General features: G+C 71.7%; 18 protein-coding genes. 7 read left to right on the forward strand and 11 right to left on the reverse strand.

What is annotated here, in order from left to right:
• Positions 1 to 27: 27 nt before the first annotated feature.
• The 3 genes from ACYVIP_RS21975 (at position 28) to ACYVIP_RS21985 (ending at position 2061) form a co-directional block, all read left to right on the forward strand.
• Positions 28 to 909, forward strand: coding sequence for a helix-turn-helix domain-containing protein (locus tag ACYVIP_RS21975; RefSeq protein WP_460399233.1), 882 nt, complete (start codon positions 28 to 30; stop codon positions 907 to 909).
• On the forward strand, positions 872 to 1051 hold the full coding sequence (locus ACYVIP_RS21980) for a DUF397 domain-containing protein (RefSeq protein WP_460399235.1): 180 nt from the start codon (positions 872 to 874) through the stop codon (positions 1049 to 1051). Before ACYVIP_RS21975 ends, ACYVIP_RS21980 begins: the two co-directional genes overlap by 38 nt.
• Positions 1052 to 1329: 278 nt before the next feature.
• Positions 1330 to 2061 (forward strand): dienelactone hydrolase family protein, encoded by a 732-nt coding sequence (locus tag ACYVIP_RS21985; protein ID WP_460399237.1) that lies wholly within the window; start codon positions 1330 to 1332, stop codon positions 2059 to 2061.
• A 5-nt stretch (positions 2062 to 2066) separates the two neighbouring features.
• On the opposite strand, the gene ACYVIP_RS21990 is transcribed toward ACYVIP_RS21985, so the two are convergent.
• The 10 genes from ACYVIP_RS21990 to ACYVIP_RS22035 all read right to left on the reverse strand — a co-directional run bounded on the left by ACYVIP_RS21990 (position 2067) and on the right by ACYVIP_RS22035 (position 12023).
• Positions 2067 to 2930, reverse strand: a complete 864-nt coding sequence (locus ACYVIP_RS21990; protein ID WP_460399658.1) for a Vgb family protein — start codon at positions 2928 to 2930, stop codon at positions 2067 to 2069.
• Positions 2931 to 3095: 165 nt separating this feature from the next.
• Positions 3096 to 4310 (reverse strand): ABC transporter permease, encoded by a 1215-nt coding sequence (locus ACYVIP_RS21995; protein WP_460399239.1) that lies wholly within the window; start codon positions 4308 to 4310, stop codon positions 3096 to 3098.
• Positions 4307 to 4999, reverse strand: a complete 693-nt coding sequence (locus tag ACYVIP_RS22000; protein ID WP_460399241.1) for an ABC transporter ATP-binding protein — start codon at positions 4997 to 4999, stop codon at positions 4307 to 4309. The genes ACYVIP_RS21995 and ACYVIP_RS22000 overlap by 4 nt, the downstream gene beginning before the upstream one ends.
• Positions 4996 to 6042, reverse strand: coding sequence for a peptidoglycan-binding protein (locus tag ACYVIP_RS22005; RefSeq protein ID WP_460399243.1), 1047 nt, complete (start codon positions 6040 to 6042; stop codon positions 4996 to 4998). The genes ACYVIP_RS22000 and ACYVIP_RS22005 overlap by 4 nt, the downstream gene beginning before the upstream one ends.
• 140 nt (positions 6043 to 6182) lie before the next feature.
• The gene (locus ACYVIP_RS22010) at positions 6183 to 6752 is read right to left on the reverse strand and encodes a hypothetical protein (RefSeq protein WP_460399245.1); all 570 of its coding nucleotides are present in this window, start codon (positions 6750 to 6752) and stop codon (positions 6183 to 6185) included.
• Positions 6753 to 6800: 48 nt separating this feature from the next.
• Positions 6801 to 8579 carry a sensor histidine kinase gene (locus ACYVIP_RS22015; RefSeq protein WP_460399247.1) on the reverse strand — a complete coding sequence of 593 codons (1779 nt, stop codon included), beginning with the start codon at positions 8577 to 8579 and terminating at the stop codon, positions 6801 to 6803.
• Entirely contained in the window at positions 8560 to 9249 is a 690-nt protein-coding gene (locus ACYVIP_RS22020) for a response regulator transcription factor (RefSeq protein ID WP_460399660.1), read from the reverse strand. The genes ACYVIP_RS22015 and ACYVIP_RS22020 overlap by 20 nt, the downstream gene beginning before the upstream one ends.
• 20 nt (positions 9250 to 9269) lie before the next feature.
• On the reverse strand, positions 9270 to 10016 hold the full coding sequence (locus ACYVIP_RS22025; RefSeq protein WP_460399249.1) for an SGNH/GDSL hydrolase family protein: 747 nt from the start codon (positions 10014 to 10016) through the stop codon (positions 9270 to 9272).
• Positions 10017 to 10051: 35 nt separating this feature from the next.
• On the reverse strand, positions 10052 to 11263 hold the full coding sequence (locus tag ACYVIP_RS22030) for an acyltransferase family protein (protein ID WP_460399251.1): 1212 nt from the start codon (positions 11261 to 11263) through the stop codon (positions 10052 to 10054).
• A gap of 139 nt (positions 11264 to 11402) precedes the next feature.
• A complete protein-coding gene (locus tag ACYVIP_RS22035) occupies positions 11403 to 12023 on the reverse strand; it encodes a DUF4190 domain-containing protein (protein WP_460399253.1) in 621 nt (206 codons plus the stop codon).
• A gap of 166 nt (positions 12024 to 12189) precedes the next feature.
• On the opposite strand from ACYVIP_RS22035, the gene ACYVIP_RS22040 reads away from it, so the two are divergent.
• The 3 genes from ACYVIP_RS22040 to ACYVIP_RS22050 all read left to right on the forward strand — a co-directional run bounded on the left by ACYVIP_RS22040 (position 12190) and on the right by ACYVIP_RS22050 (position 14702).
• The gene (locus ACYVIP_RS22040) at positions 12190 to 13386 is read left to right on the forward strand and encodes a sensor histidine kinase (protein WP_460399255.1); all 1197 of its coding nucleotides are present in this window, start codon (positions 12190 to 12192) and stop codon (positions 13384 to 13386) included.
• A 19-nt stretch (positions 13387 to 13405) separates the two neighbouring features.
• On the forward strand, positions 13406 to 14062 hold the full coding sequence (locus tag ACYVIP_RS22045) for a response regulator transcription factor (RefSeq protein ID WP_460399662.1): 657 nt from the start codon (positions 13406 to 13408) through the stop codon (positions 14060 to 14062).
• Positions 14063 to 14237: 175 nt separating this feature from the next.
• Entirely contained in the window at positions 14238 to 14702 is a 465-nt protein-coding gene (locus ACYVIP_RS22050) for a helix-turn-helix transcriptional regulator (RefSeq protein ID WP_460399257.1), read from the forward strand.
• A 26-nt stretch (positions 14703 to 14728) separates the two neighbouring features.
• Here ACYVIP_RS22050 and ACYVIP_RS22055 read toward each other — a convergent pair whose 3' ends face one another.
• Positions 14729 to 15301: an SRPBCC family protein gene (locus tag ACYVIP_RS22055; RefSeq protein ID WP_460399259.1), complete on the reverse strand. Its 573-nt coding sequence runs from the start codon at positions 15299 to 15301 to the stop codon at positions 14729 to 14731.
• A 272-nt stretch (positions 15302 to 15573) separates the two neighbouring features.
• Here ACYVIP_RS22055 and ACYVIP_RS22060 point away from each other — a divergent pair, with 272 nt between their 5' ends.
• Positions 15574 to 16617 (forward strand): medium chain dehydrogenase/reductase family protein, encoded by a 1044-nt coding sequence (locus ACYVIP_RS22060; protein WP_460399261.1) that lies wholly within the window; start codon positions 15574 to 15576, stop codon positions 16615 to 16617.
• The last annotated feature ends 26 nt before the right edge of the window (positions 16618 to 16643 follow it).

The raw sequence follows: 16643 nt of genomic DNA on the forward strand, positions 1-16643 counted from the left end.
GGCCGACAATCCTGGAGATTCACGGTGGTGCGCACTCCCAAGGCACGAGCGCTCGGTGGCGCGCTGCGGCAGGCCCGCGAGGAGAAGGGTCTGTTGTTGCGTGAGCTTGGCGTGGCGATAAGCAAGGACAACGGGGTGATCTCCCGTTGGGAGACCGGCGCGCGGACGCCGAAACCCGAGCAGGTGGCGCAGATCCTGAGCACCCTGGGGGTGACGGGTGATCGTTATGACGAGATCATGACGTTGGCGTACGGCACGAACGAGTCGCAGTGGGTGGCGACCACGTTGCCGGAGCAGAAGCAGCAGATGGTCGCTTACGTTGACTGGGAACAGAACGCGAGCCGGATCGTGGAGGTGGCGCCGCTGTTGGTGCCGGGGATCCTGCAGACCGGCGACTACGTTCGGGCGATCATGACCGCGCCTGGGGTGCCGGTCGGTGAGGTGGCGTCGCGGGTCACGACGCGGATCGGGCGTCGCGAGGTGATCACCAGGCAGCAGCCGGCGGAGTTGCTGGTGTTGCTCGGGCGGGCGGCGCTGAACCAGGGCATCGGCGGTCGTCAGGTGATGATCGGCCAGCTCGCCCACCTGCTGGAGATGGCCACCCGACCCAATGTCGACCTGCGTATCGTCCCTGACGACGCCGGCTGGCACCCGGGGTTGGAAGGCGCGTTCGCCCTGATCGAGAAGAAGAGCCCGCCGGTCACCGATTCCATCGTCTTTGTGGAGACTCGCCGATCCGAACTCATACTCCACGAACCCGGCGACGTGAACGCCTATCAGTGGGCGGTCGACCAGATCATAAAGGTGTCCCTGCCGCCGGAGATGTCTGTGAGTTACATCGCCGACCTCCGCACTCGAATGGAGAAACGCCGTGGAAAATCATCCCGTCTGGCGCAAGTCGAGCCGTAGTCAGAACGGTGCGAACTGTGTCGAGTTGTGTGACACGCTTGACCTGGTGCGTGATTCGAAGAACGTTGCTGGTTCGGCGTTGCGTGGGAACGTGCCGGATCTGCTGAACGCCATTCGGGCAGGCCGGTTCGATCGCTGGTAGCCGGCGCAGTTGTACTCGTCGACGCACCGGCCCGGGTCAACTCTCCTGCTGGCCGCGACGCTGACCTCGTCCGGTTCCAGTCGCAGGCGCGAAGTAGACGTAGGGCCGGATGCGCACCCCGCAGACGGTTTCGAGTATGGTGGGCGGCGCACGCGAGCTACCGGAGGAGGTGAGTCCCATCAACGTTGTCAGGTTGGGTGCTCCCTCTCCGCACGCTGCACGGTCGCTCTGAGACAGGTGGCCGGGAGCCCCGTAGGCATCCCGAAAGGTCCACCTTCATGCACGTCATCTCCCAGTCGACGACCGACGGCGTTCTGGAACGCCGCTTCACCCTCGGCGAGATCCCCGGCGTCTGCTGGTCCCCGGCCGGCGCGACCACGCCGCGTCCGCTGGTCCTGCTCTGCCACGGCGGCGGTCAGCACAAGACCGCGCCGCCCGTGCTGGCGCACGCCCAGCACCTCACCACCGTCCACGGCCTGGTCACGGCCGCCATCGACGTCCCGGGAGCAGGGGACCGTCCGATGCCCGACGAGTGCGCGCGGCTGCTCGCGACCGCGAGAGAACGTATGGCCGCCGGCGAGTCGCCGGCTGCCGCCATCGCCCCGTTCAACACCGCCGTCGCGGCCAGGGCGGTCCCCGAGTGGCAGTCTGCGCTGACCGCGCTGCACCAGCTCGACGAGGTGGACGAGACGGCTCCGGTCGGCTACTGGGGCGTGTCTCTTGGCACGGCGGTCGGTGTTCCGCTACTGGCCGCCGAGGCGAGGATCGGCGCGGCCGTTCTGGGGTTGGCCGCCCACGAGCACCTGTCCGCGTACGCCGACAAGGTCACGGTGCCGGTGCTTTTCCTGCTGCAGTGGGACGACGAGTTGGTGCCCCGGTCCTCGGCGTTGGCGCTGTTCGACGCGTTTTCGTCCCCGGAGAAGACTCTGCACGCCAATCCCGGCGGACACCGGGCGGTCCCGACGGCCGAACTGGAGCACGCCGGCCGTTTCCTGGCCGGTCGTACGTAGCCGTGTTACGTGGCCAGCCGGGCGATTGAGCCGAGCTCGAGAGCGACCCACAGCGCGCCGTCCTGGCCGAGCGTGATGCCGTGCGGTTCGGCGGCCGGGTTGGGCAGCGCGCGGGTCTCGATGTCTCCCGCCTGGCTGACCCGGCCGACACGGCCCGCACCCCATTCGGTGAACCAGCAGCACCCGTCCGGGCCCGCGGTGATGGCGTGTGGTCGCGCGGCCCGGTCGGGCAGCGGGAACTCGGTGATCCGCCCGTCGGTGGTGATGCGGCCGAGTTGGCCGGCGGCGATCTCGACGAACCACAGTGCGTCGTCGCCGCCACGGGTGATGCCGACCGGGCCGGCGCCGGCCGTGGGCAGCGGGTGGACGGTGACCGCGCCGTCGGTGGTGATCCGGCCGATGGCGTTGGCCTGGTTCATGGTGAACCACAGCGCGTCGTCGGGGCCGTCGGTGATCATCGAGGGGAAGGTTCCCGTCGAGGGGAGCGGGAACTCGGTGACGGTTCCGTCGACGGTGACGCGACCGATCCGGTCGGTGTTCATCTCGGTGAACCACAGTGCCTCGTCCGGCCCCGTCGTGATGCCGAACGGCGCGGCGTCGGGGACGTCGAAGCTCGTGTGCACGCCGTCGGTCGTGACCCGGCCGATCCGGTGCCCCTGCGACTCGGTGAACCACACCGCCCCGTCCGGCCCGGTCGTCACGATCGACGGCCGGCCCGTTGGCGGGTCAAGCTGGTAGGAGGTGTACTCGCCGTTCAGTGCCATTCGGGCGATCCGGCCGTGATGTACCTGGGTGAACCAGATCGCGCCGTCGGGCCCCGCGGTGATGCCATACGGTCCCGAGCCCGGCTCGTGAACCGGGAACTCCACGATCGACGCCGCCAGCTCGTCCGCCACGTAACCCTCCCCGCCTGATCTTGGCTCCAGGGTAGGTGGACGGGCCGGTTTCCACGCAGCGAAGGGTCCCTTCGCTGCACTGGGCGCAGTGAAGGGACCCTTCGCTGCGTTCGTTCGTTACCCCACCACCGGGGGGCGTCAGGGTGTGGTTAGTGCTGCTGTTGGGGTCATCTGTGAGGCGCGGACGGCTGGGTACAGGCCCGCCAGCACGCCGACGACCAGCGCGGCGCCCACGCCGCCGAACGCGGCGACCGGCGGGATGGTGGCCGGCCAGTCGCGGGCGGCGGCGTAGCCCGCGGCGCCCAGCACCCCCAAGGCCACCCCGGCCAGTCCGCCCAACAGGCACAGCACCACCGACTCGGTGACGAACTGGGTGCGGATCTGCCCCTGGGTGGCGCCCAACGCCCGCCGCAGCCCGATCTCACGGCGGCGTTCCAGCACGGAGACCACCATCGTGTTGGCCACGCCGACCCCGCCGACCAGCAGTGCCACCCCGGCCAGTCCGAGGAACAGCCCGGAGAACGTGGTCTCCGCGATCCGCTTGGCCGCCAACGCGTCCGACGGGCGGCTGACCGCGATCCGCGCCGGGTTCTCCGGGAACACGGTCGCCGCCAGGACCGACCGGACGGCCGTCAGCTCCGGCTCCAGCGCCCGCACGTACACGACCGTCGGGTGGCCGTCGAAGGCGAGCCAGGTGCTCGCGGCCGACCAGCCGACGAGCACCGCGCGCTCGACGTCCGGCGCCAGCGGGATCGGCGCGAGCACCCCGACGACGGTGAACCACCGGTTGCCCAGCCACACGGTGGGCGCGGGCTCACCGCGCCGCAGCTCGGTGATCCCCAGGCGGGTGGCGGCCTGGTCGCCGAGCACCACGACGGGCAGCGCGGCGTCGCCCTCGTTCAGGTAGTGCCCGGAGGCGACCCGCGCGCCGATGACCGGCAACAGGTCGGTGCGCGCGGCGAGCACGGTGAGCCCGGAGGACTGTTCTGCCGGGATGCGGTCGGAGCGCCGGACCTGGGCGTGGGTGTTGGCGACCGCGCTGGTGTGTTGCACGGGACCGATCCTGGCCGCCATCGCGGCGGCATCGGCCGGCACCGGCGGCAGTTCCTGGGTGCGTTCGTCGAAGACGGCCTGGGCCTGGAGCAGGTTGGTGCCCAGCGCGGACAGTTGGTGGTCCAGAGCGCGCTGGCTGGAGGCCGGAATGCCCACGACGACCACCAGCGTGGCGATCCCGATCGCGATGCCCAACGCGGCGAGCACCGCGCGCAGCGGCCGGGTCCTCGGCCCGACCAGACCGAGCCCGAGCAGGTCTCCCGGGCTGAGCCGGACCGGCCGGGTCGGGTCGTCGGTCATCGGAGAACTCCTTGGAAGGAATGGGAGTCGTGGTGGATCCGGCCGTCGCGCAGCGCGACCCGGCGGGGGAGGGCGGCGGCGATGTCGCGGTCGTGGGTGATGACCGCGATGGTGGTGCCGGCGCGGTTCAGTTCGGTGAGGACGGTCAGCACGGCCTGGCCGTTGGTGGTGTCGAGGGCGCCGGTCGGCTCGTCGGCCAGCACGATCGCCGGCTCGTTCACCAGCGCGCGGGCGATGGCCACCCGCTGCTGTTCGCCGCCGGAGAGTTGGTGGGGGCGGTGGGCCAGTCGTTCGGCCAGGCCGACTCTGGCCAGCGCGGCGGCCGCGCGGGCCCTGCGGTCGCGGCGGGGCACGCCCGCGTACAGCAGCCCGGTGGCCACGTTCTCGGCCGCGGTCAGCCCGTCGGCCAGGTGGAAACGTTGGAACACCAGGCCGATCCGGCGGGCGCGCAGCGCCGAGAGCCGGCGGTCGGACAGGCTGGACACGTCCTGGCCGTCGATCTCGACCGTGCCGCTGCTGGGCCGGTCCAGGGTGCCCATCAGGTGCAGCAGCGTCGACTTGCCCGACCCGGACGGGCCGACGATGGCCAGCAGCTCACCCGGCTCGACGGTCAACGACACGTCGTCCAGGGCTGTCACGTCGCCCGGGTAGCTCTTGCTCGCGTGCCGCACGGCCAATGCCGGGGTCACGACGCCCGCACCACCCGCGTGCCCTCGGTCAGGCCATCGCCGGTGACCTCGACCAGGTCGCCGGCGAACAGGCCGGTCCGCACGCCCACCAGGCGGGTCTTCCCGTTCGCCGGCACGACCTGCAGCGCGTAGCCGCCCTCGCCGAGGCCGAGCAACGTGGTCACCGGCACGGCCAGCACCCCGGTGCGGGACTCGGTGACCACCGTGATCTGCACCGGGCCGGAGTCGACCTTCGCGACCGCGGCCTGGTCGTCGAGCGTGACCGCCGCGACCGCGGCCTGGTCGCCGCCGTCTGGACCGGCCGACTCCGTCGGCTGGTTGGTGACCGCGCCGACCGTGCCGGCGGTGTGCACCCCGCCGGGCAGCGTCAGCGTGACCTTCGTGCCCGGCTTGACCACGGCCGTGTCGAGCTGTTGGGGGTCCAGGGGCGCGGTGACGGACCGCTGCTGGGAGGTGTAGGCGAACAGTTCGGCGTCCGCCGGCGCGCCCGGCTGGACCGACGTCGAGTCGATCCGGACGCTGCCGGGCAGCACCACCGCGTCGCCCGCGTCCAGCACGCCGGTCTCGGGCAGCCCGGTGTTCTGCTGCCAGCGTTTCAGGGCGGCGTGGGTGTTGTCGCCGAACTCGTCGTCGCGGCCGGGGTCGCGGTAGCCGAGCTCGCGGAGGTTGTCGATCAGCTCCGCGACGTCCGGGCCGGGGGGCACGCCCGGCTTGATCGTGCGGTAGAGCGGGGTGTCGCCGAACAGCAGCGGCACCGGCTGGGCGTTCACCGCGTACAGCTCCTCGCCTCGGCCGACGACCGTGCCGACCGAGGGCAGGCTGGTGACGGTGCCCGGTTTGCGGCCGGTGAACGTCGTCGGGGTGCCGAACCCGAGCGTGCCGCTGATGGTGACCGAGTTGGTCAGGTCGCGCCGCTCGACGGCCACGGTGTCCGCCGCGGCCGGGCGGGTCGGTCCCTGGTCGGGCGGCGGTTCGGTGAACCGGCTGTAGGCGAACACCCCGGCGGCACCGAGCACCAGCACCGCCGCCAGAACCGGCAACACCCAGCGCCGTACCGCCACCCCGGATTCAACAGTCTTGGTTGCGCTGGGGAGTTGTGTTCCGGTTTCGGCCGTTTCTGTGGCTGGGTCGCGTTCCGTTCCCCTTGGGTGCGGTTGGGAGGTGGGCGGCTTCTGCTGGTGGCTCAACGGTTTGTCTGTTCCTTCTCGCAGGTGCCTATCAGGCTGAGGCCCTTGGAGATCGACTCCTGGTCGTTGTTCTGGCCGCCGAAGGACAGCACGCGCCGGTCGTCGCCGGGGGTGGCCGGTTCCTCATCGACATAGCGGACGCCCTTGTCCCGCAGGCACTGCACGACCGCGTGCAGGAAGTCGGCGGACTCCGGGTTGGCGATGTCGTACTCCCAGGGCGGCAACGGTTTCGTGGGCAGGCAGGCGGTCTCCGCCGCCGCCATCTCCTCCGGGGTCCCCGACCGACGCGGTGCCATCTCGGCGTCTCCCGCGATCGCGCCCTTGCCGCCGAGGTGTTCGGACAGGCAGTCGTTGTAGGCCTGGTTCTGCTCGATGAGCTCGTCGTTGGTCATGTCCAGCCGCTCCCTCGGGCGGCTCGGGGGCGGCGCCACGCTGGACACCGACGTCGGGGCCGACCCCGTGGTCTCCAGGGTCGCGACCTTGTCTTCCTGGTCGGGGGGTGGCGTCGAGCAGCCGGCCAGCATGATCAGGACGGCGAGCCCGGCGACGCGCAGGACTGGGTTCATGTGGTCCAAGGGTGGTCCGGCGATGTCCAGATCCTCTTCGGGCGGTGTTCAGGAATCTTCATATCCGGCGGGTAGTCGGATGGTGAACGTCGTGCCGACCCCGAGCGTGCTGGCCACCGCGAGCACGCCGCCGTGCGCCTCGACCAGCTGCCGCGCGATGGCCAGCCCGAGGCCGCGCCCGCCGGTGGCGCGGCTGCGGGAGCGGTCCGCGCGCCAGAACCGGTTGAACACGTGCGGCAGATCCTCGGGCGCGATGCCGCTGCCGGTGTCGCTGACCTCGATGACCACCTCGTCGCCGACGCGTGTGCCCCGCAGGGTGATCCGGCCGTCGGGCGGGGTGTGCCGCACGGCGTTGGTGACCAGGTTGCCCACCGCCTGGCGCAGCCGCACCGGGTCGGCCGACAGCCGCAGGTCGCCGGTGGTCGCCACGGCGATCGGCGCGGGGGCCGCGCCGGCGACCTGGGTGAGCAGCTCGCCGGCGTCCACCGGCACCGGGCGCAGCGGCAGCTCCCCGGCCTCGGCCGCCGCCAGGTCCTGCAGGTCGTCGACCAGATGCTGGAGCACCAGGGTTTCCTCCAGCAGCGAGTCGACCAGCGCCGGGTCGAGGTCGGCGACACCGTCCTGGGTGGCCACCAGCCAGCCGCGGATGTTGCCCAGCGGCGTGCGCAGCTCGTGGGACACGTCGTTGACCAGGTCGGTGCGCTGCCGTTCGCTGCGCGCGACCTGCTCGGACATCTGGTTGAACGCCGCGGCCAGCTCGGCGACCTCCCACCTGGCCGCCACCTCCGCCCGCGCGGTGCGGTCGCCGGCCCGCATCCGCTTGGTCGCGGCGGTCACCGCGCGCAGCGGCGCCAGCACTGGCCGGGCCAGCAGCATGCTCACCCCGACGGTGAGCACGAGGACGATCGCCGCGGCGATGACGATCCGCAGCGTGCCGGCCGCGGGCAGCCCGACCACCGCCGGCTCGGCGGGCGTGCTGACGAACAGCAACGCCGCCGGCGTGACGTACGGGGACAGCAGCAGCTGCCGGCTCCAGCTCAGGCACTCGAAGAAGACCTGCCGGTCGGCGTCGCGGTCGGCGGGCACGAAGCCGCCGGCCGCGGTGAGCAGCGCCTCGTAGGGGCGGATCGCGCGGTCGTCCAGACAGGTGCCCAGGTATCCGTTGAGGACCAGCAGCGCCTGCTCCTCGGTGCCGGTCGGCAGGAACACGGGGGCGTCCTCCGCGACGCCGGTGCGGTCGCAGTCCCGGTCGGGCAGCCCCGGTGAGCGCACGAACGACCGGCCGCTCGCCGTCGCCACCACCGTGGCCGCCGATCCCTTGGCCTGTAAGCATTTCGCCGCCAGGTCCGCTTCCGTGCGCAGGTCGGCCCGTTCCTTGGGGAGCAGCCGGAACGGGCCGATCGCGCGGGCGTCGATCCGGTCGTCGGGGGCCTTCGGGGCCAGCGTGACGTCCACGGCCAGCGGGTCGGCCACCGCGGCGGGCTTGGCCGGCAACGGCGGGTCGTCCGCGCCGAACGCGCCGGCGATGGGCACCCGGTTGCCGGTGGTGAGCCCGATCCGCAGCCCGGTGTCGTGGCTGAGCGTGGCGAGCACCGGGGCCACGTCCGTCCAGCTCGGGTGGGTGGCGGCGTAGGCGAGGACGCGGTCGTAGACCTGGGCGACGGCGGCCTGGTTCTGGCCCTGCGCGGCCTGGATGGTGCCGGTGGTGTTCTGCACCGACAGCCACGCCGTCGCGCCGATCGAGCACATGGCGACCAGCACCGTCCCGGCGAGCAGCCGGGCGCGCAGCCCGTGCCGCCAGCGGGGTTCAGCCGCGTCGGCGGCCATCGGTGACCTTGTAGCCGACGCCGTAGACGGTGCGCAGGTAGTCGGGGTCGCGCGGGTCGGCCTCGATCTTCCTGCGCAGGTTCATGATGTGCACGTCGATGGTCCGCTCGGTGAGGTGGCCGTCGATGCCGAACGCCTGCTCGACCAGCTGTCCCCGGCTGAACACCTGGTCGGGCGCGGCGACGAGGATGGCCAGCAGCCGGAACTCCGTCGGGGTGCACGGCACCTGCCGGGCGCCGACGCGCACCTCGTGCCGCACGGGGTCCAGGGCCAGGTCACCGATGCGCAGGGGGGCGTCGGCCGGGCGGTGGGCGCGGCGCAGCAGGGAGCGGACCCTGGCCATCAGCTCGCGTGGGTCGTAGGGCTTGGTGAGGTAGTCGTCCGCGCCGAGGTCGAAGCCGAGCAGCTTGTCCTCTGCGCTGGTGCGGGCGGTCACCATCAGCACCGGGAGGTCGTACTCGCGGCGCAGCACCCGGCACACGTCCAGACCGTCGACCCCGGGCATCATCACGTCCAGGACCAGCAGGTCTGGCCGGTCCCGGCGCACCTCGTCGATCGCCGCCCGGCCGTCGCCGACGACCCGCACGGTGTGCTCCTCGCGGCACAGGTACCGGCGCACGAGCTCGGCCTGTTTCGGATCGTCCTCGGCCACCAGCACATAGGCACACACGCGCGCCATGATGCCAGCGGTCAGCAACCCGTGAAGTGGTCGTCGGCTGACCAGCCGGTGTTGGCCCAGGCCCGGGGCTGGGCGGGGGTGAAGTCGGGGAACAGCGTCGCCAGTTCGGTGAGCAGCCAGTTGGCGAAGCGGGCGGCTCCCTGTGGGCAGGTGTGGATGCCGTCGGCGCTGCGGTCGGTCCTGCCGTCCCGGTCCCGCTGGTAGGTGCTGCCCCACACCGCGTCGGCGTCGAGCAGGCTCGCTTTGCCGGCCGACGCGGCCGCGACCGCGCCGGCGACCTCGGGGGCGCGGTCCAGCTCGGCCAGGTGTGGGCGGTAGAAGTCGTCCGGCCGGATCGGCGGTGAGGTGACGAAGACCAGCCTCGCGCCGGCGTCGGTCACCGTGGTCAGCAGCCGTTCGTAGCCTGCTCGCTGTTCCTGCTCGGTGCCCCAGTCGTAGGTGGTGAGCTGGTAGACGACCACGGCGGGGTCGGCGGCGGTGATCTGTGCCGGCAGCTGCTGCCAGTTCTTGTCGGCGAACGGGCCGACGACGTTCCCGCCGCCCTCGGCGGCGACGGACGCGAACTCCACGCCGCTGGCGTCGAACGCGGCGGCCAGCGGCAGCGCCTCGCCCGCCGCGATGGAGTCGCCGAGGAGGAGCACCGGGCCGAGGCCCGGTCCGGCGGGTGGTTCGGTCGCGGTCGACTGGCCGGGCGAGCAGGCGGCGGCCAGGCAGGTCGACAGGAGCAGGCCGAGGACGAGGTTTCGGTTCGTGGTCATGGTGTTGACGGTGCCGTCGCCGTGTCCCGGCGCCTTCACCGCCAGGTCGCGGTCGTGTCGCGGGAAACGGCGCCGAGGTCGGTGATGTCGATCGTGGGTGGCGCCGGGGCCGGCAGCGCCCACCAGAGCACGGCCAGGCCGATCATGAGTGCCACGAAGGCGAACAGTCCACGTCGCCCGCGCGCCCAGCCGGCACGGAAGCGCACCGGGTCCTCGACCAGGTACCTGGACAGCGCGGCCAGGCCGATCGACACGAGGCAGGCGACCACCGTCCACTGTGGTGGGAACAGCACGAGAACGGGCCAGTGCCACAGGTACAGGCTGTAAGAGATCATTCCCAGCCAGCGAAACGGCGGCCAGGCAAGGACGGTGGCGACCACAGTGGACGGTGCGGCGACACAGAGCCCGACCAGCAGCGCGCCGGCCAGCGAGTGCGCGAAGAGGCCGCCGGTGAACAGCCACGGCGAGCCCACCCCGTCGACCAGCACCCACGCCGTGCCGATACCGGCCGCCAGCATCGCCAGCACGGCACCGGTCCAGCGGCCGACCGCCCGGCCAAGCGCCGCGCGCACCGGTCCGGTGGCCACCGCGGCGCCGAGCAGCAGCGAGAACGCCCGGGTGTCGGTGCCGGTGTAGACCCGGGTCGGGTCGACGGGGTCGACCAGAATGATCATCAGGACCAGTGAGCCGATCGACGCCAGGCAGGCGACCACCGCGACCCCTCGGTGCCCCCACCTGGCGATGACCGCCAGGAGCACCGGCCACACCAGGTAGAACTGCTCCTCGACCGCGATGCTCCACAGGTGCTCGAACACCCTGGCCGCCCCGAACCGGTCCCAGTAGCTCGCCGACTCTGCGAGCAGGTGCCAGTTGACCAGGTTCAGCTGCACCCACGGCCCGTCCGCGAGCGTCGTGCGCACCACCTCCGGCGGCGCCACCGCCCAGACCAGCACGGCCACGCCGGCGAGCATGGCCGCCAACGCGGGCACCAGGCGCCGGATCCGCCTGCCCCAGAAGGCGATCAGCGACACGCCACCGGTCGCGTCGAGCTCCCGGAGCAGCAGGTCGGTGATGAGGTAGCCGGACAGCGCGAAGAACAGGTCCACGCCGAGGAAACCGCCGGGCAGCCAGCCGGTGTGGAAGACCAGCACGCCGAGGATCGCGATCCCGCGCAGGCCGTCCAACGCGGGCAGGTGCACCCCACGCCCGGTCGGTCGCGGGGTGGGGGTCGGCCGGATTCGCGTCATGGCGCCGACTGTGGCGCGCCCGTGTGCCGGTGCCGTCCGACCGAGGTCGCAGCCGTGTCGCAGTCGTGTCGCGGCCGGGCGCCGCGCGGTCAACAATGCCCCTGGCCCGGTTTCGGGACAGGGGCATCGTTTCTGCCGCTCAGAAGCCGGAGCAGTCGGCGATGGCGAACGGGCCGGACGCGGTGGCGGTCTGGACCTCCTGGCCGTCGATCTGGACCTTGCAGCTCACCGAACCGCCCTGCTCGCCGGTCGTGACGATCAGCGAGCCGCCGGACATCAGGCCCTTGGTCTCGACCTCCTTGCTCCACGGCAGGGTGTCGATGGTCTCGTTGTGGCTGACCACGGTGTCGCCGTAGGTGCTGTAGTCGATCTCCACGCCCGGCGCGTCCCCGGTGACCTCATAGGACACGATGACCTGCTCGTTGGCCACCTCGTCGAGCGTCTCGTTGACCTCGTCCACCGCGGAGTCGATCACGAAGGCCCACACGATGCAGATCGCCAGGCCGATGATCGAGGTGACCATGCCGGCGATCGCCAGGCCCTTGTTGGTGGCCTTCCCCTTGCTCACCTTGGAGAAGCCGATGGCCGAGAAGATCAGGCCGAGGATCACCAGTGGCCAGGCGATCACCCCGATGAACGGGATCGGGGACAGCACGAGACCGATGAGTCCGAGAATGAACCCGGTGGTGCCAAGGCCATTGCTCGGCGCGGGTGCGGCGGCCGGCTGCGAGTAGGAGTGGGTGGGAATCTGCTGGCTCACGAATGTTCCTTTCACGATGTTGACGGCAGGGATACAAGCAGTGGAAACCGGGTCACCGCGTCGTACGCGGGCATGGCGGCCGTCATCCGAAAGTCGTCAACTTCCGGTCGGTGCGGGCGATCATCGGTTGATGGGGCGCGGCCCGCGGACCCGTAGGCTCATCCGTATGGGACGGTCCGTGCGCGGCGTCGTGGCGACGGTGATCGCGGTGGCGATGAGCGTGATGAGCAGCATCTACGTCTGGGGCGCCGACGGTTCCGTGCCGGGCGACGACCGGGTGCACTCGACCTGGTTGTCGACGTTGAGCCTGCTCGCCGCGTTCGGCGCGGCGGTCATGCTGTGCTGGCGGCACCGGTGGCCGCTGCTGGTCACCGGGATCGCGCTGGTGCCGCCGTTGGTGCTGTCGGACTCGCTGGCCGCGCTGGTCGCGTTGGCCGCGCTCACCGCGCACCGCACGGACGCGGTTCGCTGGCTCGGCGCCGCCGCGGTCTATGTGGTGACCGCGCTCGCGGTGTGGCGCGACTCCGGCTGGACCGCCGAGGTCACCGTGGCCGGCCGGCTGATCGGCATGGAGACGGTGGTGGGCAGGGTGATCGGCGTGCTGATCGTCGCGGCCGTGCTGACCGCGATCCCGCTGATGGTCGGCATCACCCGCCGCAACCGGTTGGACCTCGCGCGGGAGGAGGGCCGGGCACGCGCGCTGCGCGACGAGGTGGCCCGGCAGGACGAGCGGTCCCGGATCGCCCGCGAGATGCACGACGCCCTCGGCCACCGGCTGTCGCTGCTGTCCCTGCACGCCGGCGCGCTGGAGGTCAGCCACCAGAACGGGTCGCCGAAGACCGGCGAGGTCGCCCGCACGGTGCGCACCACCGCCCGGCAGTCGCTCGAGGACCTGCGGCAGGTGATCGGCGTGCTGCGCGACGGCCGGGAGCCCGTCGTCACCGACGGCGGACACCGCGACCATCCACAACCGACGCTGACCGACCTGCCGGCGCTGGTCGCCGAGACCCGCCAGGCCGGGCTCGCGGTCAACCTGACGGTCTTCCTCGACCAGTCCCGGCCCGCGCCGGCGCCCCTTGGCATGGCCGTGTTCCGGATCGTCCAGGAATCGCTCACCAACGTGCTGCGGCACGCGCCCGGACTGCCGGCGGACCTGGTTGTGCGTGGCGGTCCCGGCTTCGGCATCACGGTCGAGATCAGCAACCCGCTGCCCGCGACGGCGGCGCCGTCTCCCGGCTCGGGAACCGGGCTGACCAGTATCGCCGAACGGGTCGCGGTGCTCGGCGGAAAGGTCGACTCCGGGCCGACCGACCAGGGCCAGTTCATGCTCCGCGCCTGGCTGCCGTGGGAGCCCACCGCCTGACTACCATGTCCCGGTGACATTGCTGCGGGTCCTGTTGGTGGACGACGACCCGCTCGTGCGCACCGGTCTGTCCATGATCCTGGCCAGCGCCACCGACATCGTGGTGGTCGCCGAGGCGGGCGACGGGGACGAGGTCGTGCCGCAGGTCAACGCGCACGCGCCGGACGTGGTGATCATGGACATCCGGATGCGCCGGATGGACGGCCTGGCCGCGACCGCCGCCGTGATGGCCCAGCCGAACCCGCCGAAGGTGCTCGTGCTGACCACGTTCGACCTCGACGACTACGTCTTCGACGCGTTGGCCGCCGGCGCGAGCGGGTTCCTGCTCAAGGAGGGCTCGCCGCAGGAGATCGTCGAGGCGGTGCGGATCGTCGCGCGTGGGGAGATGATGCTGTCGCCGCGCACCACCACGAAGCTGATCGGCCACTTCGTCGCCGCGCGGGTCAACCCGCGCCGGCGGCGGGCGGCGGGGCTACTCGGCTCGTTGAGCGACCGGGAACGCGAGGTGGTGGTCGCGGTGGCCACTGGCAGGTCCAACGCCGAGATCGCCGCGGCGCTGTTTCTCAGCGAGGCCACCGTGAAGACCCACATCACCAGGACCTTCGCCAAGCTCGATGTCACCAACCGGGTGCAGCTGACGATCTTCGCCTACGAGGCGGGCCTGGTCTCGCCATGACCGGCCGGCCGGCGCGGTCGGGGAAGTGCGGCACGGTCGACCCGCTCGTCGGCAGGGAGCGGGAGACGCGGCGGCTCACCGCGCTGATCGATGCCGCCCGCGCGGGGCGGGGCGGCGGTCCTCACCGGCGAGGCCGGCATCGGCAAGACCGCGCTGTTGGGCCTGGGCACGGGGTTTGGTCACCGGCGTCGAGGAGCACTACCGGGAGGCGGTCGAGCGGCTCGCCGACGGTCCGTTGGTCCCCTACCGCGCCCGCGCGCACCTCGGGTACGGGGAGTGGTTGCGCCGTAAGGGCCGGCGCAGGGACTGCGTGCATCACCTGCGGTCCGCGCACGACCTGTTGTCCACGGCCGGTGCCGATGGCTTCGCCCGCCGGGCCGCCGACGAGCTGGCCGCGGTCGGCGAACGGGTCGCCAACCGGTCCGCGTCGACCTACGAGAAGCTCACCGCGCAGGAGCTCGCCGTGGCCAGGCAGGTCGCGGCGGGCGCCACCTCCAACGAGGTCGCGGTCGCGCTGTTCATCAGCAAACGCACCGTCGACGCCCACCTGCGCAACATCTTCCGCAAGCTCGGGATCAGCTCCCGCCGGCAGTTGCGCGACCATCCCGATCTCGCGCGCGGACGCGCGACGGAGGTCTGACACCTCCGCCACGCGTCCGCACACCCCTACCGGGCTTCGGCGGTCTCCTTGATGCGCAGCACCCAGTCGTCCAGTCCGGTCTGGAGGAGGTGCTGGAAACCGGGGACGTCGGCCTCGACCGGCGCACCCGCCCAGGACTCCTCGGTCGTGACGATCACGCCGCCACGAACCGGCGTGAAGGTCCACAGGTGTACGCCGTCGATCCCGTCGACCGGCGCGGCCCAGGCGATGCACCGCAGCGGCCGGACCGTCCGCACCGTGGAGGTCACCCGCATGTTCTGCGGCGACCAGTCGAAGACCGAGCCCGGCCGCAGCGGCCCCGGCGTCCGTTTGCTCGCCGGCGTGATCTCCGGGATCCAGCTGTCCCACTTGTCGATCGCGGTGTGCAGGCGCCAGAGGCGGAAGGAGGAAGCCCGCACGAACACCCTGGCGCGGGCGATCACCGGCGCGCCCTGGTCGACGGTCACGCCGCCGCACCGCGCGCAGGTCTCACCGCCGTGCCCGCCCGCGTGCGCCACCGCCTGCGCGGGCGCCACCAGGGCGATCGCTGCCCCGACCGTCGCCACCGCGACGGCAAGCGATCTGAACCGTACCCTCATTGACATCCTTTCCTTTGTTCACAAGGTTTTCCCGTCGACAGCCGCGAAAGACCGGTACGGCACGGGATGCGCCATGGTGCGCCACCCCCGGCGCGGCGCACATCGGCAAGCGTTGCCTATTTCCGGCCGGCGCCAGGCACACCGGCGGCGGATCGGACCGGGCGCGTGGTGCGCGTTGTCTGGGACCGCGCTACGTAGTTTCTACCGATGCGGCCGGCGGCCAGGTCACACAACGATGTGCCACGACATCGGGTCGAGTGAAAGGAGTACCAGTGACCAGCGCCGTCACCACGCGCGCCATCGAGGTCGTCCTGCCGGCCGTGGTCGAGCCGAGCGGCCTGGAGGTGCGCACCCGCGACCTCCCGGCACCCGCCGAGGGACAGGTCGTCCTGCGGATGGAGGCGACCGGCGTGTCGTTCGCCGAGCAGCAGATGCGGCTCGGCAAGTACTACAACCAGCCGCCGTTCCCGTTCGTGCCCGGCTACGACCTGGTCGGCACGGTCACCGCGACCGGGCCGGGGGTGGCCACCGGGCTGACCGGCCGGCGGTACGCGGCGGTCACCAAGACCGGCGGGTGGGCCAGCCATGTGCTGCTCGACGCCGAGGACCTGGTGCCCGTGCCGCACGGCGTTTCCCCGGCCGCCGCGGAGACCGTGCTGGTCAACGGGATCACCGCCTGGCAGATGCTGCACCGGTTGGCGCACGTCCAGTCGGGCGGCATCGTCGTGGTGCTCGGTGCCAACGGCGGCGTCGGCTCCACGCTCGTGCAGCTGGCCAGGTACGCGGGGGCCACGGTGATCGGCACGGCCGCGCAGCGCCACCACGATGCCGTGCGCGCGCTGGGCGCGAGTCCGGTCGACTACCGCGACCCGGACCTGTACGACCGGATCGCCGAGCTCGCGCCGGATGGCGTGGACGCGGTGTTCGACCACGTCGGCGGGCCGGGGCTGGCGCGGTCATGGCAACTGCTGCGCAAGGGCGGCACGCTGGTCTCCTACGGGACCGCGGCCACCAAGAACGAGCAGGGCAACTCCCAGCTGCCGGTGCTGAAGCTGTTCGGCCAGCTGAAGGTCTGGCAGGCGATGCCCAACGGCCGGAGCGCGTACTTCTACAACTTCTGGGCCGGTGAGCGCCAGCGGACGAAGTTCCGGCGCAAGCTGGCCGACGACCTCACCGAGGTGTTCGGCCTGCTGACCGCCGGCGTGCTCACCCCGCAGATCGCGGCGGAGATCCCGCTGACCGAGGCCGCGGCCGCGCTGGCACTCGCCGAGTCCCGCACGATCGCGGGCAAGGTCATTCTCATCCCGGACAAGTGATCCCTACCCAACCCAAGGAAAAAATC

It is taken from the genome of Actinophytocola sediminis, assembly GCF_054779715.1.

What these genes read in the sequence shown, in the direction of transcription:
- ACYVIP_RS22040 (WP_460399255.1), top strand. Translation starts at nt 12,190, where the DNA reads ATGGGACGGTCCGTGCGCGGCGTCGTGGCGACGGTGATCGCGGTGGCG.
- ACYVIP_RS22025 (WP_460399249.1), bottom strand. Translation starts at nt 10,016, where the DNA reads ATGACCACGAACCGAAACCTCGTCCTCGGCCTGCTCCTGTCGACCTGC.
- ACYVIP_RS22010 (WP_460399245.1), bottom strand. Translation starts at nt 6,752, where the DNA reads ATGAACCCAGTCCTGCGCGTCGCCGGGCTCGCCGTCCTGATCATGCTG.
- ACYVIP_RS21985 (WP_460399237.1), top strand. Translation starts at nt 1,330, where the DNA reads ATGCACGTCATCTCCCAGTCGACGACCGACGGCGTTCTGGAACGCCGC.
- ACYVIP_RS21995 (WP_460399239.1), bottom strand. Translation starts at nt 4,310, where the DNA reads ATGACCGACGACCCGACCCGGCCGGTCCGGCTCAGCCCGGGAGACCTG.
- ACYVIP_RS22030 (WP_460399251.1), bottom strand. Translation starts at nt 11,263, where the DNA reads ATGACGCGAATCCGGCCGACCCCCACCCCGCGACCGACCGGGCGTGGG.
- ACYVIP_RS22055 (WP_460399259.1), bottom strand. Translation starts at nt 15,301, where the DNA reads ATGAGGGTACGGTTCAGATCGCTTGCCGTCGCGGTGGCGACGGTCGGG.
- ACYVIP_RS22015 (WP_460399247.1), bottom strand. Translation starts at nt 8,579, where the DNA reads ATGGCCGCCGACGCGGCTGAACCCCGCTGGCGGCACGGGCTGCGCGCC.